Source organism: Arthrobacter sp. B10-11, assembly GCF_033142195.1.
Taxonomy (GTDB): domain Bacteria; phylum Actinomycetota; class Actinomycetes; order Actinomycetales; family Micrococcaceae; genus Arthrobacter; species Arthrobacter oryzae_C.
Window position 1 is genome coordinate 87,111 of the sequence record NZ_JAWMTH010000006.1, and the last position, 24,763, is coordinate 111,873.

Annotated in this window: 25 protein-coding genes; 18 read left to right on the plus strand and 7 right to left on the minus strand. The window is 65.8% G+C overall.

Going from position 1 to position 24,763, the window contains the following annotated elements:
* The first annotated feature begins 9 nt into the window (after window positions 1-9).
* Window positions 10-912, plus strand: coding sequence for a succinate--CoA ligase subunit alpha (sucD, locus tag RW112_RS17740; protein ID WP_305939873.1), 903 nt, complete (start codon window positions 10-12; stop codon window positions 910-912).
* A gap of 175 nt (window positions 913-1,087) precedes the next feature.
* Here sucD and RW112_RS17745 read toward each other — a convergent pair whose 3' ends face one another.
* From RW112_RS17745 to RW112_RS17755, 3 genes are read right to left on the minus strand one after another with little or no spacing between them, the layout of a single operon-like run.
* Complete coding sequence (locus RW112_RS17745; RefSeq protein ID WP_317783024.1) at window positions 1,088-1,561, minus strand: SRPBCC family protein; 474 nt, start codon at window positions 1,559-1,561, stop codon at window positions 1,088-1,090.
* Window positions 1,558-2,085, minus strand: a complete 528-nt coding sequence (locus RW112_RS17750; RefSeq protein WP_317783025.1) for an SRPBCC family protein — start codon at window positions 2,083-2,085, stop codon at window positions 1,558-1,560. The genes RW112_RS17745 and RW112_RS17750 overlap by 4 nt, the downstream gene beginning before the upstream one ends.
* Window positions 2,082-2,444: a metalloregulator ArsR/SmtB family transcription factor gene (locus RW112_RS17755; RefSeq protein ID WP_317783026.1), complete on the minus strand. Its 363-nt coding sequence runs from the start codon at window positions 2,442-2,444 to the stop codon at window positions 2,082-2,084. Before RW112_RS17755 ends, RW112_RS17750 begins: the two co-directional genes overlap by 4 nt.
* Window positions 2,445-2,634: 190 nt before the next feature.
* Between RW112_RS17755 and RW112_RS17760 the strand changes: the two genes are divergently transcribed.
* The 9 genes from RW112_RS17760 to RW112_RS17800 all read left to right on the plus strand — a co-directional run bounded on the left by RW112_RS17760 (window position 2,635) and on the right by RW112_RS17800 (window position 13,143).
* On the plus strand, window positions 2,635-3,039 hold the full coding sequence (locus tag RW112_RS17760) for a tautomerase family protein (protein WP_317783027.1): 405 nt from the start codon (window positions 2,635-2,637) through the stop codon (window positions 3,037-3,039).
* 207 nt (window positions 3,040-3,246) lie between these two features.
* Window positions 3,247-4,248, plus strand: a complete 1,002-nt coding sequence (iolC, locus tag RW112_RS17765) for a 5-dehydro-2-deoxygluconokinase (protein WP_317783028.1) — start codon at window positions 3,247-3,249, stop codon at window positions 4,246-4,248.
* A complete protein-coding gene (locus RW112_RS17770) occupies window positions 4,245-5,195 on the plus strand; it encodes a deoxyribose-phosphate aldolase (RefSeq protein ID WP_317783029.1) in 951 nt (316 codons plus the stop codon). Before iolC ends, RW112_RS17770 begins: the two co-directional genes overlap by 4 nt.
* A 39-nt stretch (window positions 5,196-5,234) precedes the next feature.
* Window positions 5,235-7,163, plus strand: coding sequence for a 3D-(3,5/4)-trihydroxycyclohexane-1,2-dione acylhydrolase (decyclizing) (gene iolD / locus RW112_RS17775; protein ID WP_317783030.1), 1,929 nt, complete (start codon window positions 5,235-5,237; stop codon window positions 7,161-7,163).
* Between the two features lie 44 nt (window positions 7,164-7,207).
* The gene (locus RW112_RS17780; protein ID WP_317783031.1) at window positions 7,208-8,725 is read left to right on the plus strand and encodes a CoA-acylating methylmalonate-semialdehyde dehydrogenase; all 1,518 of its coding nucleotides are present in this window, start codon (window positions 7,208-7,210) and stop codon (window positions 8,723-8,725) included.
* 37 nt (window positions 8,726-8,762) lie between these two features.
* Window positions 8,763-9,674, plus strand: a complete 912-nt coding sequence (locus tag RW112_RS17785; RefSeq protein ID WP_317783032.1) for a sugar phosphate isomerase/epimerase — start codon at window positions 8,763-8,765, stop codon at window positions 9,672-9,674.
* 35 nt (window positions 9,675-9,709) lie between these two features.
* On the plus strand, window positions 9,710-10,723 hold the full coding sequence (locus tag RW112_RS17790) for a Gfo/Idh/MocA family oxidoreductase (RefSeq protein ID WP_317783033.1): 1,014 nt from the start codon (window positions 9,710-9,712) through the stop codon (window positions 10,721-10,723).
* 46 nt (window positions 10,724-10,769) lie between these two features.
* The gene (locus RW112_RS17795; RefSeq protein ID WP_317783034.1) at window positions 10,770-11,642 is read left to right on the plus strand and encodes a sugar phosphate isomerase/epimerase; all 873 of its coding nucleotides are present in this window, start codon (window positions 10,770-10,772) and stop codon (window positions 11,640-11,642) included.
* A gap of 10 nt (window positions 11,643-11,652) precedes the next feature.
* Entirely contained in the window at window positions 11,653-13,143 is a 1,491-nt protein-coding gene (locus RW112_RS17800; RefSeq protein ID WP_317783035.1) for a sugar porter family MFS transporter, read from the plus strand.
* Window positions 13,144-13,255: 112 nt separating this feature from the next.
* On the opposite strand, the gene RW112_RS17805 is transcribed toward RW112_RS17800, so the two are convergent.
* Window positions 13,256-13,705, minus strand: a complete 450-nt coding sequence (locus tag RW112_RS17805) for a MarR family winged helix-turn-helix transcriptional regulator (RefSeq protein ID WP_317783036.1) — start codon at window positions 13,703-13,705, stop codon at window positions 13,256-13,258.
* 164 nt (window positions 13,706-13,869) lie between these two features.
* Between RW112_RS17805 and RW112_RS17810 the strand changes: the two genes are divergently transcribed.
* The 6 genes from RW112_RS17810 to RW112_RS17835 all read left to right on the plus strand — a co-directional run bounded on the left by RW112_RS17810 (window position 13,870) and on the right by RW112_RS17835 (window position 20,664).
* Window positions 13,870-15,099 (plus strand): MFS transporter, encoded by a 1,230-nt coding sequence (locus tag RW112_RS17810; protein WP_317783037.1) that lies wholly within the window; start codon window positions 13,870-13,872, stop codon window positions 15,097-15,099.
* A 233-nt stretch (window positions 15,100-15,332) separates the two neighbouring features.
* Window positions 15,333-16,328: a substrate-binding domain-containing protein gene (locus tag RW112_RS17815; RefSeq protein ID WP_317783038.1), complete on the plus strand. Its 996-nt coding sequence runs from the start codon at window positions 15,333-15,335 to the stop codon at window positions 16,326-16,328.
* A gap of 72 nt (window positions 16,329-16,400) precedes the next feature.
* On the plus strand, window positions 16,401-17,450 hold the full coding sequence (locus RW112_RS17820; protein WP_305939888.1) for an ABC transporter permease: 1,050 nt from the start codon (window positions 16,401-16,403) through the stop codon (window positions 17,448-17,450).
* Between the two features lie 12 nt (window positions 17,451-17,462).
* Window positions 17,463-18,383: an ATP-binding cassette domain-containing protein gene (locus RW112_RS17825; RefSeq protein ID WP_317783039.1), complete on the plus strand. Its 921-nt coding sequence runs from the start codon at window positions 17,463-17,465 to the stop codon at window positions 18,381-18,383.
* A 128-nt stretch (window positions 18,384-18,511) separates the two neighbouring features.
* Window positions 18,512-19,633: a Gfo/Idh/MocA family oxidoreductase gene (locus RW112_RS17830; protein ID WP_317783040.1), complete on the plus strand. Its 1,122-nt coding sequence runs from the start codon at window positions 18,512-18,514 to the stop codon at window positions 19,631-19,633.
* Window positions 19,630-20,664, plus strand: a complete 1,035-nt coding sequence (locus RW112_RS17835; RefSeq protein ID WP_317783041.1) for a Gfo/Idh/MocA family oxidoreductase — start codon at window positions 19,630-19,632, stop codon at window positions 20,662-20,664. Before RW112_RS17830 ends, RW112_RS17835 begins: the two co-directional genes overlap by 4 nt.
* 144 nt (window positions 20,665-20,808) lie before the next feature.
* On the opposite strand, the gene iolB is transcribed toward RW112_RS17835, so the two are convergent.
* From iolB to RW112_RS17850, 3 genes are read right to left on the minus strand one after another with little or no spacing between them, the layout of a single operon-like run.
* Entirely contained in the window at window positions 20,809-21,717 is a 909-nt protein-coding gene (gene iolB / locus RW112_RS17840) for a 5-deoxy-glucuronate isomerase (RefSeq protein WP_317783042.1), read from the minus strand.
* A 53-nt stretch (window positions 21,718-21,770) separates the two neighbouring features.
* On the minus strand, window positions 21,771-22,511 hold the full coding sequence (locus tag RW112_RS17845; protein WP_305939894.1) for a GntR family transcriptional regulator: 741 nt from the start codon (window positions 22,509-22,511) through the stop codon (window positions 21,771-21,773).
* Between the two features lie 53 nt (window positions 22,512-22,564).
* On the minus strand, window positions 22,565-23,398 hold the full coding sequence (locus RW112_RS17850; protein ID WP_317783043.1) for a type 1 glutamine amidotransferase: 834 nt from the start codon (window positions 23,396-23,398) through the stop codon (window positions 22,565-22,567).
* 39 nt (window positions 23,399-23,437) lie between these two features.
* On the opposite strand from RW112_RS17850, the gene RW112_RS17855 reads away from it, so the two are divergent.
* Entirely contained in the window at window positions 23,438-23,926 is a 489-nt protein-coding gene (locus tag RW112_RS17855; protein WP_317783044.1) for a polyketide cyclase / dehydrase and lipid transport, read from the plus strand.
* 47 nt (window positions 23,927-23,973) lie between these two features.
* A complete protein-coding gene (locus RW112_RS17860) occupies window positions 23,974-24,681 on the plus strand; it encodes a FadR/GntR family transcriptional regulator (RefSeq protein WP_317783045.1) in 708 nt (235 codons plus the stop codon).
* Window positions 24,682-24,763: the final 82 nt, after the last annotated feature.

Genomic DNA, 24,763 nt, shown 5'->3' on the forward strand with positions numbered 1-24,763 from the left:
GGACGCACCATGTCTATCTATCTGAACAAGGACTCCAAGGTCATCGTCCAGGGCATCACCGGCGGCGAAGGCACCAAGCACACCGCCCTGATGCTCAAGGCCGGCACCAACATTGTGGGCGGCGTCAACGCCCGCAAGGCCGGCACCACGGTCCTGCACGGCGATGCTGAAATCAACGTTTACGGCACCGTCAAGGAAGCCATGGCCGAGACCGGCGCCGACGTCTCGATCGTCTTCGTCCCCCCGGCATTCACCAAGAACGCCGTCGTTGAAGCCATTGAGGCCGGCATCGGCCTGGTCGTTGTCATCACCGAAGGCGTGCCGGTCCAGGACTCCGCCGAGTTCTGGGCACTGGCCCAGGCCACGGTCGACGCCGACGGCAAGCAGGTCACCCGCATCATCGGGCCGAACTGCCCCGGCATCATCACCCCGGGCGAGGCACTGGTGGGCATTACCCCGAACAACATCACGGGCAAGGGCCCCATCGGCCTGGTGTCCAAGTCCGGTACCCTGACCTACCAGATGATGTACGAACTGCGCGACCTGGGCTTCTCCACCGCCATCGGCATCGGCGGCGACCCCGTCATCGGCACCACGCACATTGATGCGCTCGAAGCCTTCGAGGCCGACCCCGAAACCAAGGCGATCGTCATGATCGGCGAAATCGGCGGCGACGCCGAAGAGCGTGCCGCTGATTACATCAAGGCACACGTCACCAAGCCGGTTGTCGGCTACGTGGCAGGCTTCACCGCTCCGGAAGGCAAGACCATGGGCCACGCAGGCGCCATCGTTTCCGGTTCCGCCGGCACCGCCCAGGCCAAGAAGGAAGCCCTCGAGGCTGCCGGCGTCAAGGTCGGCAAGACGCCGTCCGAGACTGCCAAGCTCCTGCGCGAAGTCTACGCAGCCCTGTAGGTCCTGCCCCTAAGGCTAGAACTGCACAAAGTACGACGGCGTCCGGCCGCCTTCCCCAGGGAAGGTGACCGGACGCCGTCGTTCTTTAACCCGAAGTTCCTGGCCGCCCACCTCCGGGGAAGCGCGAGCGGACAGTTGCGGCCCCGGGCGGAGGGGCCCGAAGTGTCCGTTCGCGCTATGTGACGAGGAGTTCGTCCAGCTGCTCGTAACCGGCGGCAATGCCCGCTTCCATGCCGTGGGCGAGGAACCTCGCACGGGCTTCGGTGCTGGGGTACACGGACCTGCCGGTGAGTTTGGAGCGGCCGCCCGGGAGGTCTTCGAACTTAGCGAATTCCAGGGTGACCACATCCGGGTATCCCTCGTACTCGAAGGTCTGCAGCACGAACGTATTCTCGCGGACCGTATGGAAGACGCCGCGGAAGGCGTGCTGGCGGCCGTCCCTGCCCTCCTGGATAAAGCGGTACATGCCGCCGGGACGGCAGTCGAACTCATCAATCCGCGTGCTCAGTTCCCTCGGCCCGATCCATTGCCGGAAAACTTCCGGGTCGGAGTGGGCCCGGAAGACCGCCGCCGCCGGAGCATCAAACTCCCGTTCCGAGTCCACATACGGCGCATTCTCCGGGGCCACCAGTTTCAGTGCGTTGCTCATGCCGTGACCTTTCCGGCTTCCGGCTGACCGGTGGTGGAGGTGCTTGTGGCGGCGCCGCCGAGCAGTTCGTCGAGCCGCTCGTAGCCCTCCGTCATGCCGCCCTCCATGCCGGACTGCGCCATGCCGTCGCGGGCCTCCTGGCTGGGGTAGACGGAGTGGCCCGTCAGCCGGCACCTTCCGCCGCCGAGGTCCTCAAACGTCATGTACTCCAGGCTGACCACGTCCGGGTAGCCGCCGAATTCGAACGTTTGGATGGCGAACTCGTTTTCGCGCACGGTGTGGAAGACACCGCTGAATTCGTAGGCCACGCCGTCGGGCCCCGTGTGCAGGTAGCTGTAGCTGCCGCCGGTGCGGAAGTCGTAGTGGTCGATGTCCATCTTGAGTCCCCGGGGGCCGAGCCACTGGACAATCAGGTCCGGCTCCTTGTGGGCGCGGAACACGTCCGCGACGGGAAAATCGAACTCGCGCTGATAGTCGATGAAGGGCTGCCCCTCGGGAACAGTGAGTTTCAGGGAATTGCTCATCGTGATTCCTTTACCTGCGAGCCGCGTTCCGCGGCTGTGGAACGAAGCACGGCGTCAAGGCTGCGGAACTGCTCCTCGCGGACCAACCGGTACTGGTCGATCCATGCGGTGAGTGCCTCCAGCCGTGCGGGGTTCAGGTGGACGGGCCGGCGCTGGGCATCACGTGTTCGGGTGACCAGTTGTGCCTGCTCGAGGACCTGGATGTGCTTCGAGACCGCCTGCTTGGTGATCGCGAAGGGTTCCGCCAATTCGTTGACGGTGGCCGGGCCCCGGCTGAGCCGGGCGATGATGCGGCGGCGGACAGGGTCGGCAAGGGCCAGGAAAGCTGCATCGAGCAGTCCGTCGTCGCCGGTGTCCATGGCCTGCAATCACCCCTTCCCGCCGTTACCCGTCAAAGAATGCCGTGTAATCAATCAATTGCTTTATCAACCTGTTGATTGTTTAAGGCTACGCCTCAAAGCCGGCGGCGGCAAGAGGGGTTCCGTGATACCTTGCGCCGAAACTACGTACTTTGTTAGTATGTCAGGACAAACTACTTTAGGAGCTACGGTGCCGCTGGTACGAATTGATGTCAATCAGGGGCGCAGCCCCGAGGATCTGCGCCGTCTCAGCCAGGGGATCCACGATGCGATCCTGGCCGAGTACGGCATTCCCGAGCGCGACTACTTCCACGTCCTCACCGAGCACCCCCGCGGGCAGATCTTTGCCCAGGATGCGGGGCTCGGCTTTGAGCGCACGCCTGATGTCGTGATGATCCAGATCTTTACCCAGGGTGGCCGGACCCAGGAGGCAAAGCAGTCCCTATTTGCCGCAATCGCCGGGAAGCTGGCGGACTTGGGGGTGGCCGGCGAGGACGTGTTCATCGGCTATGTGGAAAACAGTGCCGGCGACTGGTCGTTCGGCTTCGGGCGGGCCCAGTATGTCACCGGCGAGCTGGCTGTGCCACGGAAATAGCACTGCTTCCGGCTCCTGATGAGCTGCCCGAAAGGGCCGGTTTGCAGCCGCTATGCCAAGTTGTAAATATGTCAGTACAAACCTTTGACAGGACAATAATTCTAGGGCAAAGTAGTGGTTGTGGCCCCGCTCACGGGGGCCCGCCAGGAACCGGAGCTCTATCTGTTCAGAGGTACAGAGTTCAAACCAGAAAGGTCCGCGATTACCGTGACCCACGAACTGCTCACGATCGGGCGCATCAGCGTTGATATCTACCCGAACGACATCGGGGTGGATCTGGAGGACGTCACGTCCTTCGGAAAGTACCTCGGCGGATCACCCTCCAACGTGGCTGTCGCAGCCGCCCGGCACGGCCGCCGGACCGGAGTGATCACACGCACCGGAGACGACGCCTTCGGAAAATACCTCCACCGGGAACTCCGGAAATTCAACGTGGACGACACATTCGTCACGCCGGTGAAGGAGTGGCCCACCGCAGTCACGTTCTGCGCGATCAAACCTCCGGAGGACTTCCCGCTCTACTTCTACGGACGTTTCCCCACGGCCCCGGACCTGCAGATCAAGGCCGCGGAACTGGACCTCGACGCCATCCGGGACGCACGGATCTTCTGGTCCACCGTGACCGGTCTGTGCCAGGAGCCCAGCCGCGAAGCGCACATCAAGGCCCACGAGGCGCGCCCGCACGCCGGCCTGAAAGAGGGCCAGTACACCATCCTGGACCTTGACTACCGTCCCATGTTCTGGGCGTCGGAAGAGGAAGCACGGGCCCAGGTCGCCAAGATCCTGCCGCACGTCACGGTTGCCATCGGCAATGACAAGGAATGCGCCGTCGCAGTGGGGGAGGGAACCCCCGACGAGCAGGCAGACCGGCTCCTGGCCGCGGGCGTCGAGATCGCCGTCGTCAAGCTCGGTCCCGAAGGCGTCATGGCCAAAACCCGCACCGAGCGCGTCGTGTCAGCCCCCGTCCCGGTGGAGACCGTCAACGGCCTCGGCGCCGGCGACTCGTTCGGCGGAGCGTTCTGCCACGGCCTGCTGTCCGGCTGGAGCCTCGCCGAGATCCTCGACTACGCGAACGCCGCCGGCGCCATCGTCGCGTCCCGCCTGTCCTGCGCCGACGCCATGCCGACGCCGGACGAGGTCACCTCGCTGCTTGCTGAACGCGGACGCCTGGTGCCCGGCCAGTTTGCCACCGAAGGAGCAGCACTGTGACCCTCACGCCCCTCGCCTCGAACAATGCCCTGGACGACGACCCCCGCCGGTACGCGCACCTGAGCACCATCCGCCTGGAGGACCCGGACGCCGTGGCCCGCGCTGCCAAGGCACGCCGCCGCCACCCCGGGCTCAAGTACGGCCGGCAGAACTTCATCGTCGCAGCGGACCACCCCGCCCGCGGGGCGCTCGCCGTCGGCAACGATCCCGTGGCCATGTCGGACCGCCGCCAGCTGCTGGACCGGCTGCAGATTGCGCTGGCCAACCCGGATGTGGACGGTGTGCTTGCCTCCCCGGACATCATGGACGATCTCCTGCTGCTCGGGGCGCTCGAGGGCAAGCTGATCTTCGGGTCGATGAACCGCGGCGGGCTCTCCGGCCTGGTCAACGAATTCGATGACCGCTTCACCGGCCACACGGCCGCTGCCCTGGAGGCACTGGGAGCTGACGGCGGCAAGATGCTCACCCGCATCTGCCTCGGAGACCCGGACACCGTCTCCCTGCTGGAGGCGACGGCCAAGGCCATCGACTCGCTCGCGGAGCGCAAGCTGATCGCGATGGTGGAGCCCTTCCTGTCCGTCCGTGAAAACGGCAAGGTCCGCAACGACCTGTCCACCAACGCGGTCATCAAGTCCATCGCCATCGCCGAAGGCCTCGGCTCCACGAGCGCCTACACCTGGATGAAGCTGCCCGTGGTGGCCGAAATGGAGCGCGTCATGGCTGCCACCACCATGCCCACCGTGCTGCTGGGCGGAGACCCGGAAGGAACCCAGGACGAAGTTTTCGCCACCTGGGAAGCCGCCCTGGCCCTTCCCGGCGTGCAGGGCCTCACCGTCGGCCGGACGCTCCTGTACCCGCAGGACGGCGACGTCGCCGGTGCCGTGACCACCGCCGCCTCCCTCCTTAACCACACGGCATCAGCCCGTACCGCAGAAGTATCGGAGTAACTTCCCATGGGGACGAATACAGGAACTGCAACACGCAGGATGACGGTCGCGCAGGCCGTCGTCGAATATCTTTCCAAGCAGTACACCGTTGATTCCGTCGGCGGGCTGGACTACCGGGAACGCCTGATCCCCGGTACATTCGGCATCTTTGGCCACGGCAACGTTGCCGGCGTCGGCCAGGCCCTGAAGCAGTACCAGCAGCTTGACCCGGCGATCATGCCGTACTACCAGGGCCGCAACGAGCAGGCGCAGTCCCACCAGGCCGTGGGCTACGCCCGCCACACCCGGCGCCGCCAGACGTTCGCCATCAGCACCTCGATCGGGCCCGGTTCCTCGAACCTGCTGACCGGTGCGGCCTTGGCCACCACCAACCGCCTGCCGGTGCTGCTGCTCCCCAGCGACACGTTCGCCACCCGTGCGGCCGATCCGGTGCTGCAGCAGCTCGAGCAGCCCTACGCCTACGACATCACGGTCAACGACGCCTTCCGGCCGCTGTCCAAGTTCTTCGACCGCGTCAACCGGCCCGAACAGCTGTTCTCCGCGTTCCACCACGGCCTCCGCGTCCTGACGGATCCGGCCGAAACCGGCGCCGTCACCATCTCGCTGCCGCAGGACGTCCAGGCGGAAGCCTTTGACGTGCCCGAGGAATTCCTGGCCGAGCGGGAATGGCGCATCCGCCGCCCCGACGCCGACGACGAGGACATCCGCCGTGCCGCCGAAGCGATCCGCGCTGCGAAGCGCCCGCTGATCATCGCCGGCGGCGGCGTCCTCTACGCCTTCGCCAACGACGAACTCGCGAAGTTCGTGGAACTCACCGGCATCCCGGTGGGCAACACCCAGGCCGGCGTCGGCGTCCTGCCGTGGGACCACAAGTTCTCCCTCGGAGCCATCGGCTCCACCGGCACGACGGCCGCCAACGCCATCGCTGCCGAGGCGGACCTGATCATCGGGATCGGCACCCGCTACGAGGACTTCACCACCGCGTCGCGCACCGCGTTCCAGAACCCGGACGTGAAGTTCATCAACATCAACGTGGCTGCCATCGACGCGTACAAGCACGGCACCACGCTGCCGATCGTGGCCGATGCACGCAAGGCACTGGTCAAGCTGAACCAGGCGCTGGGCGGCTACCGCGTCGGCGCCGATCTGGAGCGGCAGGTTGCTGCCGAGAAAAAGCGCTGGGACGCCACGGTTGACGAGGCGTTCGACACCCGGTTCACGCCGCTGCCGGCCCAGAACGAAATCATCGGGGCCACCAGCCGGGCCATGGACGCCCAGGACGTCGTCATCTGCGCGGCAGGGTCGCTGCCCGGTGACCTGCACAAGATGTGGCGCGTCCGGGACGCATTCGGCTACCACGTGGAGTACGCGTACTCCTGCATGGGCTACGAAATCCCCGGCGGCCTTGGCGTTAAGCGCGCAGCGCTGGCGGAAGCCGCAGCCGGGGGCCAGCAGCGCGACGTCGTGGTCATGGTGGGGGACGGCTCCTACCTGATGATGCACACCGAACTGGTCACCGCCGTCGCCGAGCGGATCAAACTGATCGTGGTCCTCATCCAGAACCACGGCTACGCCTCCATCGGTTCACTCTCCGAAATGCTCGGTTCTCAGCGGTTCGGCACCCAGTACCGGGCACTGAACGAGGAACAGCACAGCTTCGACGAAGGCGACACCCTGCCGGTGGACCTGGCCCTGAACGCCGAAAGCCTCGGCGTGAAGGTGATCCGGATCGAACCGGGGGAGAAGGTCATCGCCGAACTCGAACAGGCCATCCGTGACGCCAAGGCCGCCCCGGAGCGCGGAGGACCCATCCTGATCCACGTCGAATCGGACCCCCTGCTGGATGCCCCGAGCTCCGAATCCTGGTGGGACGTTCCGGTCTCCCAGGTCTCCGACCTCGACTCCACGCAGCAGGCGTACCAGACCTACACCGACCACAAGAACCGCCAGCGCAAGCTACTGGGCTAACGCCCGGACACGCCGCCCCCTTCAACCACTCAAGGAAGAGTCCCATGACTACCACCACGCATCAGAGCACCGCCACCATCAACCATTTCATCAACGGCGCCGAGACCGCCGGCGAAGGCACCCGCACCCAGCCCGTCTACAACCCGGCCACCGGCCAGGTCTCCGGCGAGCTGCGGCTGGCCAACCGGGCGGACCTGGACGCCACCGTCGCCGCCGCGCGCGCCGCCGCTGACACCTGGGGGGACATCTCCCTGGCCAAGCGCACCGCCGTTTTGTTCAAGTTCCGTGAACTCGTGGCCGCCCATGTAGACGACCTCGCTGAACTGATCACCGCCGAGCACGGCAAGGTCCTCTCCGACGCCAAGGGCGAGATCGGCCGCGGCCTGGAAGTCATCGAGTTCGCCTGCGGCATCCCGCAGCTGCTCAAGGGCGACTACTCGGACCAGGTCTCCACCGGCATCGACGTCTTCTCCTTCCGCGAACCCCTCGGCGTCGTCGCCGGCATCACCCCGTTCAACTTCCCGGTCATGGTGCCGCTGTGGATGGCTCCGATGGCCATCGCCACCGGCAACGCCTTCATCCTCAAGCCCTCCGAACGGGACCCCTCCGCGTCCATGCTGCTGGCCAAGCTCTGGAAGCAGGCCGGCCTGCCCGACGGCGTCTTCCAGGTCCTGCACGGCGACAAGGAAACCGTTGACGGCCTGCTGACCCACCCGGACGTGGACGGCATCTCCTTCGTCGGCTCCACTCCGATCGCGCAGTACGTCCACGAGACCGCCACCAAGCACGGCAAGCGCGTCCAGGCCCTGGGCGGGGCGAAGAACCACGCCATCGTGCTGCCCGACGCCGACCTCGACAACGCCGCCGACCACCTCGCCGCGGCCGCCTTCGGCTCCGCCGGCGAACGCTGCATGGCCATCTCCGTTGCCGTCGCCGTCGGCGATGCCGCCGACCTGCTGGTCAAGAAGGTCGAGGAGCGCGCCCTCGCCGTCAAGGTCAACAACGGCACCGCGCCCGACGCCGAAATGGGCCCGGTCATCACGCCCGCTTCCAAGGACCGGATCGTCAAGATCGTCACCGAAGCGGAAGCCGCCGGCGCCGCCATGGTGGTGGACGGCCGCGACCTGGTGGTCCCGGGCCACGAGGAAGGCTTCTGGGTCGGCCCCACCGTCCTGGACCACGTCAAGACCGAAATGACCGCCTACACCGAGGAAATCTTCGGACCCGTCCTCGTCGTGGTCCGCGTGGAGGACCTGGATGCAGGCATCGCGCTGATCAACTCCAACCCCTACGGCAACGGCACCGCCATCTTCACCTCCTCAGGCGCCAACGCCCGCAAATTCCAGCGCTCCGTGACCGTGGGCATGATCGGCATCAACGTGCCGCTCCCGGTACCGGTGGCCTACCACTCCTTCGGCGGCTGGAAGGCTTCGCTGTTCGGAGACAAGCACATCTACGGCCCCGAAGGCGTGTCCTTCTACACCCGTGGCAAAGTGGTTACGTCACGCTGGCCCGAGCCCACCCACGCCTCGGGTGCCTCCTACAACTTCCCGTCCAACTGATCCCCGCCGCCGGTAAGAAAAGAGAGACAACGCTGTCATGACCGACAACAAGCTGATCATCGGCACCGCACCGGACTCCTGGGGTGTCTGGTTCCCGGACGATCCCAAGCAGACCCCGTGGGAACGCTTCCTCGACGAAGTGGCCGAATCCGGCTACAAGTGGATCGAGCTCGGCCCGTACGGCTACCTGCCCACCGACCCCGCCCGCCTGGCCGAAGAACTCAAGCAGCGCGACCTGAAGGTCACCGCGGGAACGGTGTTCACCGCGTTCCACCGCGGCCTGGACCAGTGGGAGGCTGCCTGGGAGCCCGCCCGCAAGGTCGCCGAACTCACGGCGGCCATGGGCGGCGAGCACATCGTGGTCATCCCGGCCATGTGGCGCGATGACGTCACCGGCGAGGCAGTGGAAAGCGGCCAGCTCACCGAAAAGGCGTGGAGCGACCTGTTCGCCGGCCACAACCGCCTGGGCAAGACCCTGCTCAATGACTTCGGCCTGAAGCAGCAGTTCCACTCGCACGCTGATTCCCATGTCGGAGCCCAGAAAGACATCGAAACCCTCCTGGGAGCCACGGACCCGAAGTACTTGAACCTGTGCCTGGACACCGGCCACGCCGAATACTGCGGCGCGTCCAGCCTGGAGCTCATCAAGAACTACCCGGACCGCATCGGCTACCTGCACCTGAAGCAGATCAACCCGGACATCCTCAAAAAGGTCAACGAGGAGAACATGACCTGGGCCGCAGCCAACCTTGCCGGCGTCATGACCGAACCGCCGAACGGGCTGCCTGACCTGCGCGCCGTCATCGAGGCCGTGGAGGCACTGAACCGCCCCATCTTCGGCATCGTGGAGCAGGACATGTACCCGGTGGCCTTCGACGTCCCCATGCCGATCGCCAAGCGCACCCGCAACTACCTGCTGTCCTGCGGCTCCCGCACGGCAGTCAACTAACAGCCGCCCAGGCACCGAAACGTAAGGAAAGAACAATGACTGAAACCCTTCGCGTCGCCGTCATCGGCGCCGGCCGCATGGGCGCGGACCACATCCAGCGCCTCAGCAAGCGGATCCACGGCGCTGAAGTTGCCGCCGTCGTCGACGTAGACCTGGCGCGTGCGCAGGCAGCCATCGAAGGCATCCCGGGCGCAGTGGCCCTGGCCGACGCCGACGAGGCCCTCAACAACGGGGACGTCAACGCCGTCCTCATCGCCACGCCCGGCTTCCTGCACGAGGACATCCTGCTGAAGGCCCTCGAAAAGGACATCCCGATCCTCTGCGAGAAGCCGCTCACGCCCGACGCCGAGTCGGCCTGGAAGATCGTCCAGGCCGAGGAAAAGCTGGGCCACAAGCGCATCCAGGTGGGCTTCATGCGCCGGTTCGACGCCGAATACGCTGCCTTGGGCCAGGTCATTCGCGACCACGAACTCGGCGAGCTGCTGATGCTGCACCACCAGCACCGGAACCCCACCACTCCGGCAGGTTTCACCAACGAGATGCTGATCAATGACTCGGTGGTGCACGAGTTCGACGCCATCAGGTTTTTCACGGGCGAAGAAATCACCAGCGTCCAGGTCCGCCTGGGCAAGGCCACGAAGAACGCCCCGGCCGGCCAGCACGATCCCCAGCACGTCCTTGTGGAAACCGAGTCCGGCGTCCTCGCCGACGTCGAAATCTACGTCAACGCCAAGTTCGGCTACGAAGTGGCCACGCAGGCCTCCTTCGAAGACGGCATCGTCAGCATCGGCGGTGACAAGGGACCCTACACCCGCAGCGCCGGCCGCTGGGGCGGCAACGTCACCCCCGGTTTCGAAGAGCGTTTCGGTGCGGCATACGACGTCGAAATCCAGTCCTGGGTGGACGCCGCCCTCCGCGGTGAAATCGGCGGCCCCACCGCCTGGGACGGCTACGCCACCGCAGCATGCTGCGAAGCCGGCGTGGAAGCGCAGAAGAACGGCGAAAAGGTCGCCGTGAAACTGAACGCCAAGCCCGCCCTCTACAGCTAAGCCAACCCGGTTCGAAAACTGACTCATCCACAATGGAGTGTTCCACGTGAAAATCGCACTTGATCCAACGCCGTTCCACCACTCGCACAGCCTGCTCGAATTCCCCCGGGTGGTGGCGGACCTCGGCTACAAGTACATGCAGATGACCCCGCACGCCGACTTCATCCCGTTCTATAACCACCCGAAGGCTGACGACGAACTGGTGGGCCAGCTCAACAAGGCCTGCAAGGACGTGGGGATCGAGATTGCCTCCGTTCTGCCGGTGCTCCGCTGGTCCGGGCCGGATGAGGATGCCCGCGAAGCAGCTGTCCGTTACTGGAAGCGCGTCATCCAGATCACCGTGGACCTCGGCGTCGGCACCATCAACACCGAATTCAGCGGACGTCCGGAGAAGGCGGAGAAATCGGAGCGCGCCTTCTACCGCTCCATGGAAGAACTGCTGCCCATCATCGAACGCGAAGGCCTCGACGTCCTCATCGATCCGCACCCGGACGACTTCGTGGAAGAAGGCCTGGCCGCCATCCGCGTCATCCGCGGACTGAACTCCAAGAACGTGGGCCTCGTCTACGTGGCCTCGCACAGCTTCCACATGAAGAACGAGCCGCTGGACATCATGCGCGCCGCGGGGGACAAGCTCCGGCTGGTCCACGTTGCCGACACCATGAACCACCACGCCTCGCACGGCCTGCGCTACATCACCAACCCGCCCGGCAACCCGGTCCGCGTCCACCAGCACCTGAAAATCGGCGACGGCGACGTGAACTGGGAAGAATTCTTCGGCGGCCTGCAGGAAATCGGCTTCCTGGACCGTGAAGACACCGTGATGGTGTCCAGCGTGTTCGCCGAAGACGAGAACGCCGCGGAGGTTTCCCGCTACCAGCTGGACACGATGAATAACTACATCGCGAAGGCACGGTAGCGGCTGCCCTATGAAGCAAACAGAAAAGACGCTCTCCGATAGTTCGACCCGGTCCCTGGCCGGTCCGGCAGCTTCTGCGACGGCAGCTCCCAATCCCAAGGGGTTCATGCGTCGGGTGGCCCTGTTCTCGACGTTCGGCGGCCTGCTCTTCGGCTACGACACCGGTGTCATCAACGGTGCCCTGCCGTTCATGCAGCGGGACCTCGGGCTGACGCCGCTGACGGAAGGGCTTGTCACGTCCACCCTGCTGTTCGGCGCGGCCTTCGGCGCCATCACCGCAGGCCGCCTGTCCGACCGCTTTGGCCGACGCAGGACCATCATGGCGCTCGCGCTCATTTTCGCGTTCTCCACCGTTGCCTGTTCCCTCGCACCAACCACTGAGCTGCTGGTGCTGGCCCGTACGGTGCTGGGCCTGGCGGTGGGCGGGGCATCCGTGATCGTCCCCGTGTACCTTGCGGAAATGTCGCCGGCAGCCCAGCGCGGGCGGATCGTCACCCAGAACGAGCTGATGATCGTCACGGGCCAGTTCCTGGCGTTCACGTTCAACGCCGTCCTGGGCAACGCCTTCCCCGAGGCCTCCCACGTGTGGCGCTGGATGCTGGTCATCGCGACGCTGCCCGCCGTCGTGCTCTGGTTCGGCATGCTGGTCCTTCCCGAAAGCCCCCGCTGGCTGGCATCGGCCGGACGCTTTGGCGAGGTCCTGGACGTGCTGCGCAAGACCCGCGCGCCGGCGGACGTCTCCACGGAATTTGATGAAGTGCGGCAGGCGGCCAGGGAAGACTACCAGTCCAAGCTCGGAACGTTCCGGGACCTCACCGTTCCATGGATCCGCCGCATCTTCGTGGTGGGCCTGGGCATGGCGGTGATCAACCAGATCAGCGGCGTCAACGCCATCATGTATTACGGCACCTCGATCCTCTCCAGCTCAGGCTTCGGGGACCAGGGCGCGCTGCTCGCCAACGTGGTCAACGGCGTTACGTCCGTGGTCGCCGTCATCATCGGCATGTCGCTCATGACGAAGGTGCGCCGGAAGTCCATGCTGATCGTGGGCTTGGCGGGCACGGCATCGTCGCTGCTGGCGATCGGCCTGATTTCGATGCTGATCCCGGAAAGCACGCTCCGCGGCTACCTGGTGCTGCTGTTCATGGTGACGTTCCTAGCATCCATGCAGTCCTGCATCGGCACGGTGACGTGGCTGACCATGTCCGAGATCTTCCCGCTGCATGTCCGGGGCATCGGCATGGGCATCTGCGTGTTCGTGCTGTGGATGATCAACTTCCTGATCGGGTTCTTCTTCCCCCAGATGGTGGCCGGGATTGGCGTTTCAACGACGTTCTTCATCTTCGTGGCCGTCCAGCTGGCCGCCATCGTGTGGGTGAAGCGGGTGGTGCCGGAGACCAAGGACAAGAGCCTTGAGGACCTGGAGCACTACTTCAAGAACGCTGCGGTCAAGGACGCGGCGTCCGACGGCGGAACTCGGGTAAGCACCGCAGTAAAGTAACCACAACCGCCAATAGTTTTTGTCCAGATAATGCCCCTTTGAACGATTCAAAGGGGCATTATCTGGACAAAAACTCTTTAAGCGGAGCTTGGGATGTGGCTGGGGGACGGGTCTACGCGTGCGCGTGCAGCCGGGGCAGCGCGTCCACCAGCGGGGCCAGCTCGGGGATCTCCTGCGCTTCGGCGAGGGCCCGTTCCAGCGTGGCGTCGTGGGCGGGCCGTGCCTCGTCGAGCAGCCTGATGCCGCTCTCCGTCAGTTCCGTGTAAATGCCGCGGCGGTCATCCGCGCACAGGATGCGTGTGAGCAGGCCGCGGTCCTCGAGCCGGTTGACCAGCCGCGTGGTGGCGCTGGCACTGAGTGCGGTGGCGCGGGCCAGCTGCTGCATGCGCATGTGCCAGCCGTCCTGCCGGCTCAGGGCGTCGAGCACGGTGTACTCGACAACGGACAACTGGGCTTCGGCCTGCAGGGAGCGTTCCAGCTCCGACTCGATCAGGCCGTGCAGGGCTGCGAGGGTCCGCCACCCCTGCGCGCGGACTTCAACGGCGTCGTCCTTGATGCCCATCGTGTACTTCCCTTCGAATCGCGTACCCCACGGATATGAAACAGGGCACAACAAATAATAGTTGCTTGCGCGTGGTATCTGCTTGTGCAACAATAAATAACGCGTCTGCAACTAATAGCTTACGCGCCCTACCCCTTTCCGTACAGTTTTGAAGGAGCTCCGCCATGCCCATTGGCCTGTTAGCCCTCGCCCTCGGCGGGTTCGGGATCGGACTCACCGAGTTCGTCATCATGGGCCTGCTGCCCGAGGTTGCTGCCGACTTCCGCGTCAGCGAGGCCACGGCCGGCTGGCTGATCTCCGGCTACGCCCTCGCCGTCGTCGTCGGTGCCCTGCTGCTCACGGCGGCCGTGACGCGCTTTGAGCGCAAGCCCGTGCTCGCCGTCCTGCTGGTTCTGTTCATTGCCGGCAACCTGATCTCCGCCGTCGCCCCCGACTACTCCTTGATGATGATCGGCCGGATCGTTGCCGCCCTGGCCCACGGTGCATTCTTTGGCATCGGGGCCGTGGTGGCCGCGGACATGGTGGCACCCACCAGGAAAGCCGGCGCCATCGCCATCATGTTCACCGGACTCACGGCCGCCAATGTCCTGGGCGTCCCGTTCGGCACCATGCTTGGCCAGGCGGCCGGCTGGCGCTCCACCTTCTGGGCGATCACCGGCATCGGGGTCCTGGCGCTCATTGGCATCCTGGCCCTGGTGCCCCGGACCGGGCAGGGCGACGGTGCCGGCCGTGCCGCCTCCGGCGGGCTCCGCGGCGAACTGCGCGCCTTCCGGTCCGGCCAGGTCTGGCTGTCCATCCTCGTGACCATCCTGGGCTACGGCGGCATGTTCGGCGCCTTCACCTACATCGCGTTCACCCTCACCGAGGTCAGCGGGTTTGCGGCCTCCACCGTGCCCTGGCTCCTGATCCTCTTCGGCGTGGGACTGTTCATTGGCAACACCGTGGGCGGGAAGGCTGCGGACCGCAACGTGGACCGGACGCTGCTGGTTGTCCTTGCCATGCTGGTGGTCATCCTGGTGGCATTCGCGCTGAACGCCGGCAGCCAGCCCCTCACCATCGCCTCGATCGTGCTGATGGGCGGCTTCGGCTTCGCCACCGTCCCCGGCCTGCAGATGCGGGTCATGAAGTACGCCAGCAGCGCGCCCACCCTGGCCTCCGGCGCGAACATCGGCGCCTTCAACGTTGGCAACGCCCTCGGTGCCTGGCTCGGCGGCGTGACCATTACCGCCGGTCTCGGTTACACGTCGCCGATCTGGGCCGGTGCCGCCATCACCTTCCTCGGGGTCGGCGTGATGGCGTACGCCGCGGCCAGCGCCAAACGGCACGGCGAAGACCGGACGACGGCGGCAGCCTCCACTCCCGCCGCGGCCGAGGAGCCGGCAGTCGTCGGCTGACGGGAATCCGCCGGGGGGTGCATGCGGGGTGCCCTCATTGCAGCGCCGGGGACGAAGGCTGAGACTTTCATCCCCGGCGTTTTTGCCGCCCTCCAGAAGCCATTTCAAGTCAAAACATCCTAATGTCAGGACAAACTATTGACATTAGTGAGCTGAATCACCATGATCGAGGTAGACAGTGCTCCGGCGGTTGCAAAGTGGCAGCCCGGGACCTGAGATCAAAGGAGATTAAGGTGGCTAAGTTTTCCTGGCGCAAGGCGGCCCTGGTTGCAGCAGTGGTGCCGATGATGGCGTTGAGCGCCTGTTCAAGCACCGGCGGCAAGCCCGCCGAAACCGGTGGTGGCGCAGGCGGCGGCCAGGTCGCAACGACTGACCGGATCAAGATCGCCCTCATCACCCACGCCGCAGCCGGCGACACGTTCTGGGACATCGTCCGTAAGGGCGCCGAAGAGGCTGCCGCAAAGGACAACGTCGAACTGCTCTACACCTCGGATCCTGAAGGCGGCCGCCAGGCCCAGCTGATCGAGCAGGCCGTGGACCAGAAAGTGGACGGCATTGCCGTCACCCTGGCCAAGCCGGACGCCCTCAAGGACGCCCTGAAGAAGGCAACCGACGCCGGCATCCCCGTGGTCAGCCTCAATGCCGGCGAATCCGTTTCATCACAGCTTGGCGCTTTCACGCACTTCGGCTCGAATGAGCAGCTCGCCGGCCAGGCGGTAGGTGAGAAACTGGCCTCGCAAAACTTCAAGCACCCCATCTGCGTCATCCAGGAGCAGGGCCACGTTGGCCTCGAGGCGCGGTGCGCCGGCGTGAAAGCGAAGGTAGCAGGGACGGAGATCCTCTACGTCAACGGCCGTGACATGACGGAAGTGGCTTCCACCATCACGGCCAAACTCCAGGCAACCAAGGACGCCGACGCTATCATCGGCCTCGGCGCTCCCATCACCCTGACGGCACTGAAGTCCATCACGGACTCCGGCAGCTCCGCGAAGGCGGCATCGTTCGATATGAATGCCGACCTGGCACAGAAGATCGTTGACGGAACCGTCCTGTTCACCGTCGACCAGCAGCCCTGGCTGCAGGGATACGGCTCCATTGACGCCCTGTGGCAGTACAACCGCGGCGGCTTTGAACTCGGAGGCGGCCAGCCTGTCCTCACCGGCCCCACCGTCGTGGACAAGGAATCCGCCGCCGATGTCCTCAAATTCGCCCAGCAGGGCGTCCGCTAAGTCGCAGGCAGCCCCGGCCGCGGGAGGACCGGTCTCCGGTCTTCCCGCAGCCGGACCAACAAGGAGTTTTCCATGACACAGACGTTAGCCAAGCCGGCACCGCTGGCGCCGGATGAGCGGGTCGGCCGCCGCAGTCCGTTTCAAAAGCTGCTGGGACGCCCGGAAGTCGGCGCCCTGGTGGGTGCCATTGTCCTGTTCGTTTTCTTCTCAGTCGTTTCCTCCACCTTCATCCAGCCGAGTTCGTTCGCCACTGTGCTGTACGGCTCCTCCACCATCGGCATCATGGCCGTGGGGGTTTCCCTGCTCATGATCGGCGGCGAGTTCGACCTGTCCACCGGCGTCGCCGTCATCAGCTCGGCCCTGACCGCCTCCATGTTCGCGTGGTACTTCTCGCTCAACGTCTGGGTGGGTGTGGCCCTGGCCCTGGTGGTCTCACTCGGCATCGGTTTCGTCAACGGCTGGATCCTGGTGAAGACCAAGCTGCCCAGCTTCATCGTCACCCTGGCCACCTTCCTGATGCTGACCGGCCTGAACCTGGCGCTGACCCGCATGATCTCCAACGGAGTCTCCTCGCCCTCGATCGCCCAGATGGACGGCTTTGCCTCCGCACGCGCCGTCTTCGCCTCCTCAGTGAACATTGCCGGCGTCGAAGTGAAGATCACCGTGTTCTTCTGGATCATCCTCGTGGCCGTGGCCTCCTGGGTGCTGCTGCGGACCAAGGTGGGCAACTGGATCTTCGCCTCCGGCGGCGACGCCAACGCCGCCCGCGCTGTGGGCGTTCCGGTCACCAAGACGAAGATCGGTCTGTTCATGGCCGTGGGCTTTTGCGGCTGGGTCCTGGGCATGCACAACCTGTTCGCCTTCGACTCGGTGCAGTCCGGCGAAGGCGTGGGCAACGAATTCCTCTACATCATCGCCGCGGTCATCGGCGGCTGCCTCCTCACCGGCGGGTACGGCTCGGCCGTGGGCGGCGCGATCGGCGCCTTCATCTTCGGCATGGCCAACAAGGGCATTGTCTACGCCCAGTGGAACCCCGACTGGTTCAAGTTCTTCCTGGGCCTGATGCTGCTGCTGGCCACCATCGTCAACCTGATCGTCAAGCGCCGCGCGGAACTGAAGTAAGGGGCCGGAGAAATGAACGCCAAACAGATCGACCAGAAGACCCTGCTGCAGAACGAAACGGATCCGCTGACCCACACCCCGGTGCACCTGCTCTCCCTGGACAAGGTGGGCAAGCACTACGGCAACATCGTCGCCCTCACCGACGTGACCATGGCCGTGGACAACGGCCGCGTCACCTGCGTCCTGGGCGACAACGGTGCCGGAAAGTCCACCCTGATCAAGATCATCGCCGGCCTGCACCAGCACGACGAAGGCGTCCTGAAGGTCATGGGGGAGGATCGGAAGTTCACCTCCCCGCGTGACGCCCTGGACGTCGGTATCGCCACGGTGTACCAGGACCTCGCCGTGGTGCCGCTGATGCCGATCTGGCGGAACTTCTTCCTCGGTTCCGAGCTGACGTCCGGCTTTGGCCCGTTCAAGAGCCTGGATGTCCAGAAGATGAAGGACATCACCAAGCACGAACTCGCCGAGATGGGTATCGACCTCCGGGACGTGGAGCAGCCCATCGGCCAGCTCTCCGGCGGTGAACGCCAGTGTGTGGCCATCGCCCGCGCCGTGTACTTCGGCGCGAAGGTGCTGATCCTCGATGAGCCGACGGCGGCCCTGGGCGTGAAGCAGTCCGGCGTGGTGCTGCGCTACATCCTGCAGGCCCGCGACCGCGGCCTGGGCGTCATCTTCATCACGCACAACCCGCACCACGCCTTCCCCGTGGGGGACCGGTTCCTGCTGCTCAAGCGCGGCAAGTCGATCGGGTACTACGAGAAGAAGGACATCACCCTCGACGAGCTCACCGCCCAGATGGCCGGCGGAGCCGAGCTCGCCGAGCTCGCCCACGAACTCGAACAGATCGGCGGCCACGGCGATGTGGTCAAGGAAGTCAAGAGCGAAGTAGCAGACGTGGCCCAGACCACCGGCAAGGCCTACAGCAGCTAATGCCGCGGAAGGAGCAGGGCCAGCCCGTAAGGGGACCGGCCCTGCTCCGCCGTGTTGTTGGCACCGCCCACGAGGACCCGGGGCGGTTCCGCGGGCAAGCCGCCATATCCATCGAAAGGACCAACCCCTTGGCTTACATCACCCAGAATCCCGCCGGAGCTCCGGCCCCCGTGCGGATCGGACTCATCGGCTCCGGCTGGATGGGGGCGTTCCATGCAGAAAGCATCGCCCGCCGTGTCCCAGGCGCCGTCCTGGCTGCCATCGCTGACCCGAACGTTGAAGCCGCGGAGACGTTGGCCCGTTCCCTGGGCGCTGCCAAAGTGACTCCCAACGCCGAGGACATCCTGGCGGATCCCGGGATCGACGCAGTCATCATCGCGAGTCCGGTCCGATTCCACTCTTCCCTCATCGCGCAGGCGGCCGCCGCGGGAAAACACATTTTCTGTGAGAAGCCGGCCGGCCAGGGGCTTGCGGAACTGGACGCCGCCCTCGCCGCAGTGGAGGCGGCCGGCGTGCACTTCCAGATCGGCTTCAACCGCCGGTATGCGGACGATTTCCAGGCTGCCAAGAAGGACCTTGCGGCCGGTGTCGCCGGAACGCCGCAACTCCTGCGTTCGCTGACCCGGGACCCCGGGAACGGAAGCATCCCGAACGCCGCCAGGGTCCCGGCATGGACCATCTTCCTCGAAACCCTGATCCACGACTTCGACACCCTCAACTGGTTCAACGAAGGAGCAGAGCCCGTGGAGGTCTACGCCGTGGCGGACGCGCTGGTGGAACCCGGCCTTCGGGATCAGGGCTTCCTGGACACGGCAGTGGTGACCATCCGCTACAGCAACGGAGCCATTGCCGTGGCGGAAGCCAGCTTCAGCGCGCTGTACGGCTACGACATCCGCGGCGAGGTCTTCGGCTCCCGGGGAATGGTCCAGGCCGGCCGCGCCACGGAGACCGCTGCCCGCCGCTACACCGCGGAGGGCATGTCCGCCGATACGCCGCGGCTCAATGTGGAACTGTTCCGGCAGGCCTACACGGACGAACTTGCCGACTTCGCAGACGCGGTGCGTGCACAGCGCGACGGTGTGCCGTCGTCGTCCGACGTCACCCTCACCCCCGGCGCAGCGGACGCCCGGCGCGCGCTGGCCATGGCGCTGGCCTGCATCGAGTCCGTCAAGCGGGGCGCTCCCGTGGCCGTCGCGGGACTCGACGCCTTCCGGGCGGCGCCCACCGTCTATGCAGGGGAGAACGCATGAAACATGTTGTCCTTGGCCTGGTGGGTGTGGGGCGGATCGGCGTCATGCACGCCAACAACATCGCCGCGCTGAACCGTGTCCTCAACCCGGAAGGCATCAACGTCAGGCTCCGCCTCACCGACGTGGCCGCAGACCACGCCCGGACGGTCGCGGCCGGGCTCGGTGCCGAGTTCCTCCCCTCAGTGGAAGCGCTCCTGGCATCCGGGCCGGACGGCCTGGTAATCGCCACGGGAACGGCCACGCACCCGGAGCTGATCAAGGCCGGGGTGGACGCCGGGGTCCCCATATTTTGCGAAAAGCCGGTGGCCCTCAACGTGGCGGACGCACTGCCGGTGCTGGAGTACATCCGGGACAGGCACGGAGTGGTGCAGATCGGGCACCAGCGCCGCTTCGATGCAGGCTATCTGGAAGCCCGGCGGGCCTACCGGGCGGGCGAACTGGGGTGGATCCATTCGCTCCGGGCCGTCACCTGCGACATGGCGCCGCCGCCCGTGGAGTACCTGGCCAGCTCGGGCGGCCTCTTCCGGGATTGCTCCGTCCATGACTTCGACATCCTGCGATGGTTGACCGGCCGCGAAATCGTCGAGGTGTACGCCAGGGGCTCCAACAACGGCGACCCCGCCATCGGGGAGGTGGGGGACGTTGACACGGCCCTTGCACTGGTGACGTTCGACGACGGGACGGTCGGGACCGTGTCAGCCACCCGGTACAACGGGGCGGGCCACGACGTCCGCCTCGAAATCCAGGGTTCGCGCCGTTCGCTGATGGTGGGGCTGGACGATAAGACCGCGATGGACTCGGCCGAAGCCGGCGTCGGATTCCCCGCGGGCGAGCCGCACAAGACCTTCGCCGAACGCTTCGACCAGGCATACCGCTCCGAGATGGAAGCCTTCGTGGAGCTGATCCTGGGCCGCAGGGAGAACCCGTGCACCCCCGAGGACGCCGTGGCGGCATCCAGGGTGGCCGACGCCGCCCAGGAATCGCTGGTGACCGGTGTGCCGGTGCGGGTCGCGCAGAAAGTGGCGAGCTAGTACCTGGCTTGCGGCCCGGCCCGGCCCAGGCGCGGGCCGCCGGCCCCGCCCGCCCAGGCCCCGGCCCGGCCCGGCCCCCGGCAACGACGAAGCCCCTGACCATCGGTCAGGGGCTTCTGGCGTGCTGCCCGGGTGGCGGACTGCCTACGCTCCGAACGGCAGCCTCGGGTCAATGTCCTGGCTTTCCCAGGTCTGGCGGATCCAGCCGTGGTGGGGGTCATCGCTGATGAGCCAGTCCCGCACGGGTCCGGGACCGGCCATCACGTTCAGGTAGTAGAGGTCGTACCCCGGGGCTGCCATCGCCGGCCCGTGCCAGCCGTAGGGAACCAGTACGACGTCGCCCGTGCGGACCTCGGCCGAGACGTCGATGGGCCGCTCATCAGAGGCGTATACGCGCTGATAGCCGATGGCGTCACTTTGCGCCCCGGAACCGGCCGCGGCCGCCGGGCCGTCCGGTGCCACACGGGTCTCGAAGTAGTAGATCTCCTCGAGGCTGGTTTCGCCGTCCTTGTCCTCGTCGTGCTTGTGCGGGGGGTAGGAGGACCAGTTGCCTGCCGGGGTGATGACTTCGCAAACGATGAAACGGTCCGCTTCCAGCGCCGCCGGGGTGCCGAAGTTGTGGACCTGCCGGGAGCAGTTCCCGGCACCCCGCAGTTCCACGGGGGTCTCGGCGGCCGTTACCAGCCGGGTGGGGTAGGAGGTCTTCGCCGGTGCCGTTGCCACCGCAACCCTGCCGCCGTCGGCGGAGCTGATGGTGACGGCCTTGTCCGTGCCGGTGTACAGGACGTCGCTGGGGCCGTGGAAGACGCTGGCCCTGCCCGCCAGCCGGTAGTCCTGCCCGTCAACGGTGGCGGTGAAGGAACCGTTGAGCGGAACCACAATGCGTTCCTCGCCGGCGGCAGGAAGTTCGACGGCGGCGCCCGCCGCCAGCGTCGCGACCTTGAGCCCGGTGTGGGCCCAGCCGTCCACCTCGACGGCGGAGTCTGACGTTCCCAGGGAGACGTCCCATGTGCCGTCGGCAGCGGAACCCAGCGGATATACCCAGTTGGCCATAGATTTTGTTCTTTCGTTTAAGTGATTGCTGCCGCAGCGGTTAGCGCTGGCGCCTAACGCTGGACAAGGGTCATTTCAAAGCTGTACGAGTCGCCGCGGTAGACGTGGTGGCCGGTTTCAACCATGCGTCCGGTGTCGTCCACGGCGGTGCGTTCCATGGTCACCAGCGCCAGGCCGGGCTCGGTGTCCAGCAGGGGAGCCTGGTAGTCGTTGGCCACCATGGCGCCGATGCGCTGCGAGGCCAGCCGGAAATTCACGCCGCCGTTGCGCAGGATCGCGTACAGGCCCTGGGCGGCGAGCTGGGCTTCGTCGATCGGGGTGATGTCGTCGCGGACCCAGTTTTCCATCAGGGCCAGCGGCTTGCCGCCCACCTTGCGCAGCCTGGTGAAGTGGTAGACCTTGGCGCCGGCGGGAAGCTGGAGGGCTTCACGGGTGGCGGCATCGGCCTCGATGTGGGAAAAGCTGAGCACCTCGGTGGTGGGCTTGCTCCCGTTGTTGGTGAGGTCGTCGTAGAGGCTCGAGAGTTCCAGCGGCCTGCGGACCTGGCTGGAAACCACCTGTGTCCCCACGCCGCGCTTGCGCACCAGGAGGCCTGAGCGCACCAGTTCGTCCATGGCCTTGCGCATGGTGGGCCGGGACAGGTTGAGCTGCGCCGCGAGGTCGATTTCGTTGTCCAGCCGGCTGCCCGGGGGGAGTAATCCGGTGTGGATGGCGGACTCGATGCCCTGGACCACCTGGTGGTAGAGGGGCACCGGTGAAGAGCGGTCGATGCTGAGATTAAGTTGATTCGCCACTGAGCGCTCCCTTGTGCTCCGCGAGCTCCGGGGTGCCGGTGGGCCCGCGTATGTCAGCGTATGTTCTCTTGATAGGACATACTGCCTTTTTGACGATAATAGCAGGCCTCCACGAACGCCCGAAAGGGTGCCACGCGTTCATCGGCCGGGAGCTCCAGTACTTCGGGATGCCATTGAACGGACGCCACCCAGCGTGCCGGGTCCTCCAATGCTTCCACTGTGCCGTCGCCGGCAACGGCCGTCACCATGAGTCCGTCGGCAACCCGGGCAACGGCCTGGTGATGGCCGGAGGCGATCTTGACCGTGAGCCCTTCCGGCGCGCCCGCCGCGCCGTACAGGAGGCCCACCTTGGAGCCGGGAATGATGTCCACGTCGTGCCAGGCCCACGGTCCCTCGCCCGACGCCGGCTGGTGGTGCGTTACAGGGCCGGCTGCCATGTCCTGCACCAGCGTGCCGCCATAGAGGACGTTAAGGAGCTGGTGTCCGCGGCAGATCCCCAGCAGCGGCAGGCCTGCCTCGATGCTGCCGCGCGCCACGGCCAGGTCCAATGCGTCCTGCGCGAGGTTGACGTCGTAACAGTATGTGCCCTGCCTTTCGCCGTAGAGGCGCGGGTCCAGGTCTCCACCGCCGGGAAGGACGACGCCGTCGAGCGCCTTGAGCGTTTCGGCCAGCCGGCCGCCGTCGGAACCGGTCGCGCCCGAACCGTGAGCGTCGGAACCGTCGGTGAGGAGCACCGGCTCCCCGCCGCCTTCGCGGACCAGATCCACGATGTAGCCGAACAGCTCATTGGCTTCCCCGACCCGCGGGTCGGGGTCCCGGGAGCTGCTGAGCCGGACCGGAATTCCGATCCGGGGGCGTCCGTCAGCGGGCAGGGGAGGAATGCGCATGACTCATTCTGCAACAGCTGGAACGGTTAGGCTTGCCGGATGAACAGCCGATACCTTGTGTCCCGCCAGCGCTTCATCGCGGCAGGTCCGGAGGCCATTTTCGAGGTCCTTGCAACCCCTGCCCTGCACAGTGTGATTGACGGGTCGGACACCGTGAAGTCGGCGCAGCCGCGGGGCCCGGAGCGGCTGTCCGCCGGCGCCAGGTTCGGTATGGAGATGAACGTCATGGTGGATTACAAGATCCTCAATACGGTCTGTGAGTTCGAGGAAGGCAGGCGCATCGCCTGGCGGCATTTCTTCGGCCACGTCTGGCGCTACGTGCTGGAACCCTCCGCCGACGCCGCGGGAACTCCCGGCACGCTGGTCACGGAGGAGTGGGACGCCCGGAACGTCCGCGGGAAGTCCCTGCTCCGGCTGGCCGGCTACCTGCGCCGACACCCCGCCAATCTGGAAGCCACCCTGGCGAAGCTTGACCAGTATGTCGCCGGTTCGGGCCATGATGCTGATCCGGGCCGCATTCGACAGTAATGTTGAAGGACCCTAACAAGGGGGCAAGACCGACGGCAGGAGCCAGGATGGGCCGCAGGACACTCGTTGACGACCTCGTCGACGGCCTGCTCGATGACATCCTCGACGGCAAGCTGAAGCCGCACGATGCCATCCCGCCTGAAGCCGACATTGCGAAAGCCTACGACGTCAGCAGGCTGACCGTCCGCGAGGCACTCAAGGCGCTGAGGGCGCAAAACATTCTTTACGTCAAAGCCGGCCGCGGAACCTTCGTTAATCCCTCGGACAACTGGACCGGGCTGGACGCGATCTTCAAGGCTGCCTCCCACGGCAACGGTGCGGACCAGGTGTCCGTGGGGCTGATCGAGATGCGGCGCATGGTGGAAACCGGCGCGGCATCGCTGGCTGCCAAGCGGCATACGGCCGAGCACGCCGAACAGATGCGGCAGTGCATCGCGGACATGAAGCGCTTCCACCAATCCGGGGACCTGGACCGCTTTGTGGAGGCTGACATCGCCTTCCATGACGCCGTGCTGAAAGCCTCCGGCAACCCGTTCGTGCGTGCCCTGTTCGCGCAGCTCGGGCAGTTGCTCTACATGACCCGGCGGGAAACGTCGGCCGTGCCCGAGATCCAGCTGCACGCCATCGAGTATCACCAGAAGGTCATGGACAGCATCCTCAGCGGCGACGCCGAACTGTCCCGGCGCACCATGGACGACCACATGGACCAGACGTACCGCGACTATGAGCGTTACGTCCACCACTCCCAGCCCTGACCCGGGGCATTGCGCGCTCAGCCAAGCGCGCTGACCCTTGCCCAGAGCCTTGCGCGAGGCGCCTAAGCGCGCAACGCTTGAC

What these genes read in the sequence shown, in the direction of transcription:
- RW112_RS17755 (WP_317783026.1), bottom strand. Translation starts at nt 2,444, where the DNA reads ATGGACACCGGCGACGACGGACTGCTCGATGCAGCTTTCCTGGCCCTT.
- RW112_RS17800 (WP_317783035.1), top strand. Translation starts at nt 11,653, where the DNA reads ATGAAGCAAACAGAAAAGACGCTCTCCGATAGTTCGACCCGGTCCCTG.
- RW112_RS17805 (WP_317783036.1), bottom strand. Translation starts at nt 13,705, where the DNA reads ATGGGCATCAAGGACGACGCCGTTGAAGTCCGCGCGCAGGGGTGGCGG.
- iolD (WP_317783030.1), top strand. Translation starts at nt 5,235, where the DNA reads ATGACGGTCGCGCAGGCCGTCGTCGAATATCTTTCCAAGCAGTACACC.
- sucD (WP_305939873.1), top strand. Translation starts at nt 10, where the DNA reads ATGTCTATCTATCTGAACAAGGACTCCAAGGTCATCGTCCAGGGCATC.
- RW112_RS17750 (WP_317783025.1), bottom strand. Translation starts at nt 2,085, where the DNA reads ATGAGCAATTCCCTGAAACTCACTGTTCCCGAGGGGCAGCCCTTCATC.
- iolB (WP_317783042.1), bottom strand. Translation starts at nt 21,717, where the DNA reads ATGGCCAACTGGGTATATCCGCTGGGTTCCGCTGCCGACGGCACATGG.
- RW112_RS17855 (WP_317783044.1), top strand. Translation starts at nt 23,438, where the DNA reads ATGAACAGCCGATACCTTGTGTCCCGCCAGCGCTTCATCGCGGCAGGT.
- RW112_RS17745 (WP_317783024.1), bottom strand. Translation starts at nt 1,561, where the DNA reads ATGAGCAACGCACTGAAACTGGTGGCCCCGGAGAATGCGCCGTATGTG.
- RW112_RS17780 (WP_317783031.1), top strand. Translation starts at nt 7,208, where the DNA reads ATGACTACCACCACGCATCAGAGCACCGCCACCATCAACCATTTCATC.
- RW112_RS17785 (WP_317783032.1), top strand. Translation starts at nt 8,763, where the DNA reads ATGACCGACAACAAGCTGATCATCGGCACCGCACCGGACTCCTGGGGT.
- RW112_RS17860 (WP_317783045.1), top strand. Translation starts at nt 23,974, where the DNA reads ATGGGCCGCAGGACACTCGTTGACGACCTCGTCGACGGCCTGCTCGAT.
- RW112_RS17835 (WP_317783041.1), top strand. Translation starts at nt 19,630, where the DNA reads ATGAAACATGTTGTCCTTGGCCTGGTGGGTGTGGGGCGGATCGGCGTC.
- RW112_RS17850 (WP_317783043.1), bottom strand. Translation starts at nt 23,398, where the DNA reads ATGCGCATTCCTCCCCTGCCCGCTGACGGACGCCCCCGGATCGGAATT.
- RW112_RS17820 (WP_305939888.1), top strand. Translation starts at nt 16,401, where the DNA reads ATGACACAGACGTTAGCCAAGCCGGCACCGCTGGCGCCGGATGAGCGG.
- RW112_RS17810 (WP_317783037.1), top strand. Translation starts at nt 13,870, where the DNA reads ATGCCCATTGGCCTGTTAGCCCTCGCCCTCGGCGGGTTCGGGATCGGA.
- RW112_RS17790 (WP_317783033.1), top strand. Translation starts at nt 9,710, where the DNA reads ATGACTGAAACCCTTCGCGTCGCCGTCATCGGCGCCGGCCGCATGGGC.
- RW112_RS17825 (WP_317783039.1), top strand. Translation starts at nt 17,463, where the DNA reads ATGAACGCCAAACAGATCGACCAGAAGACCCTGCTGCAGAACGAAACG.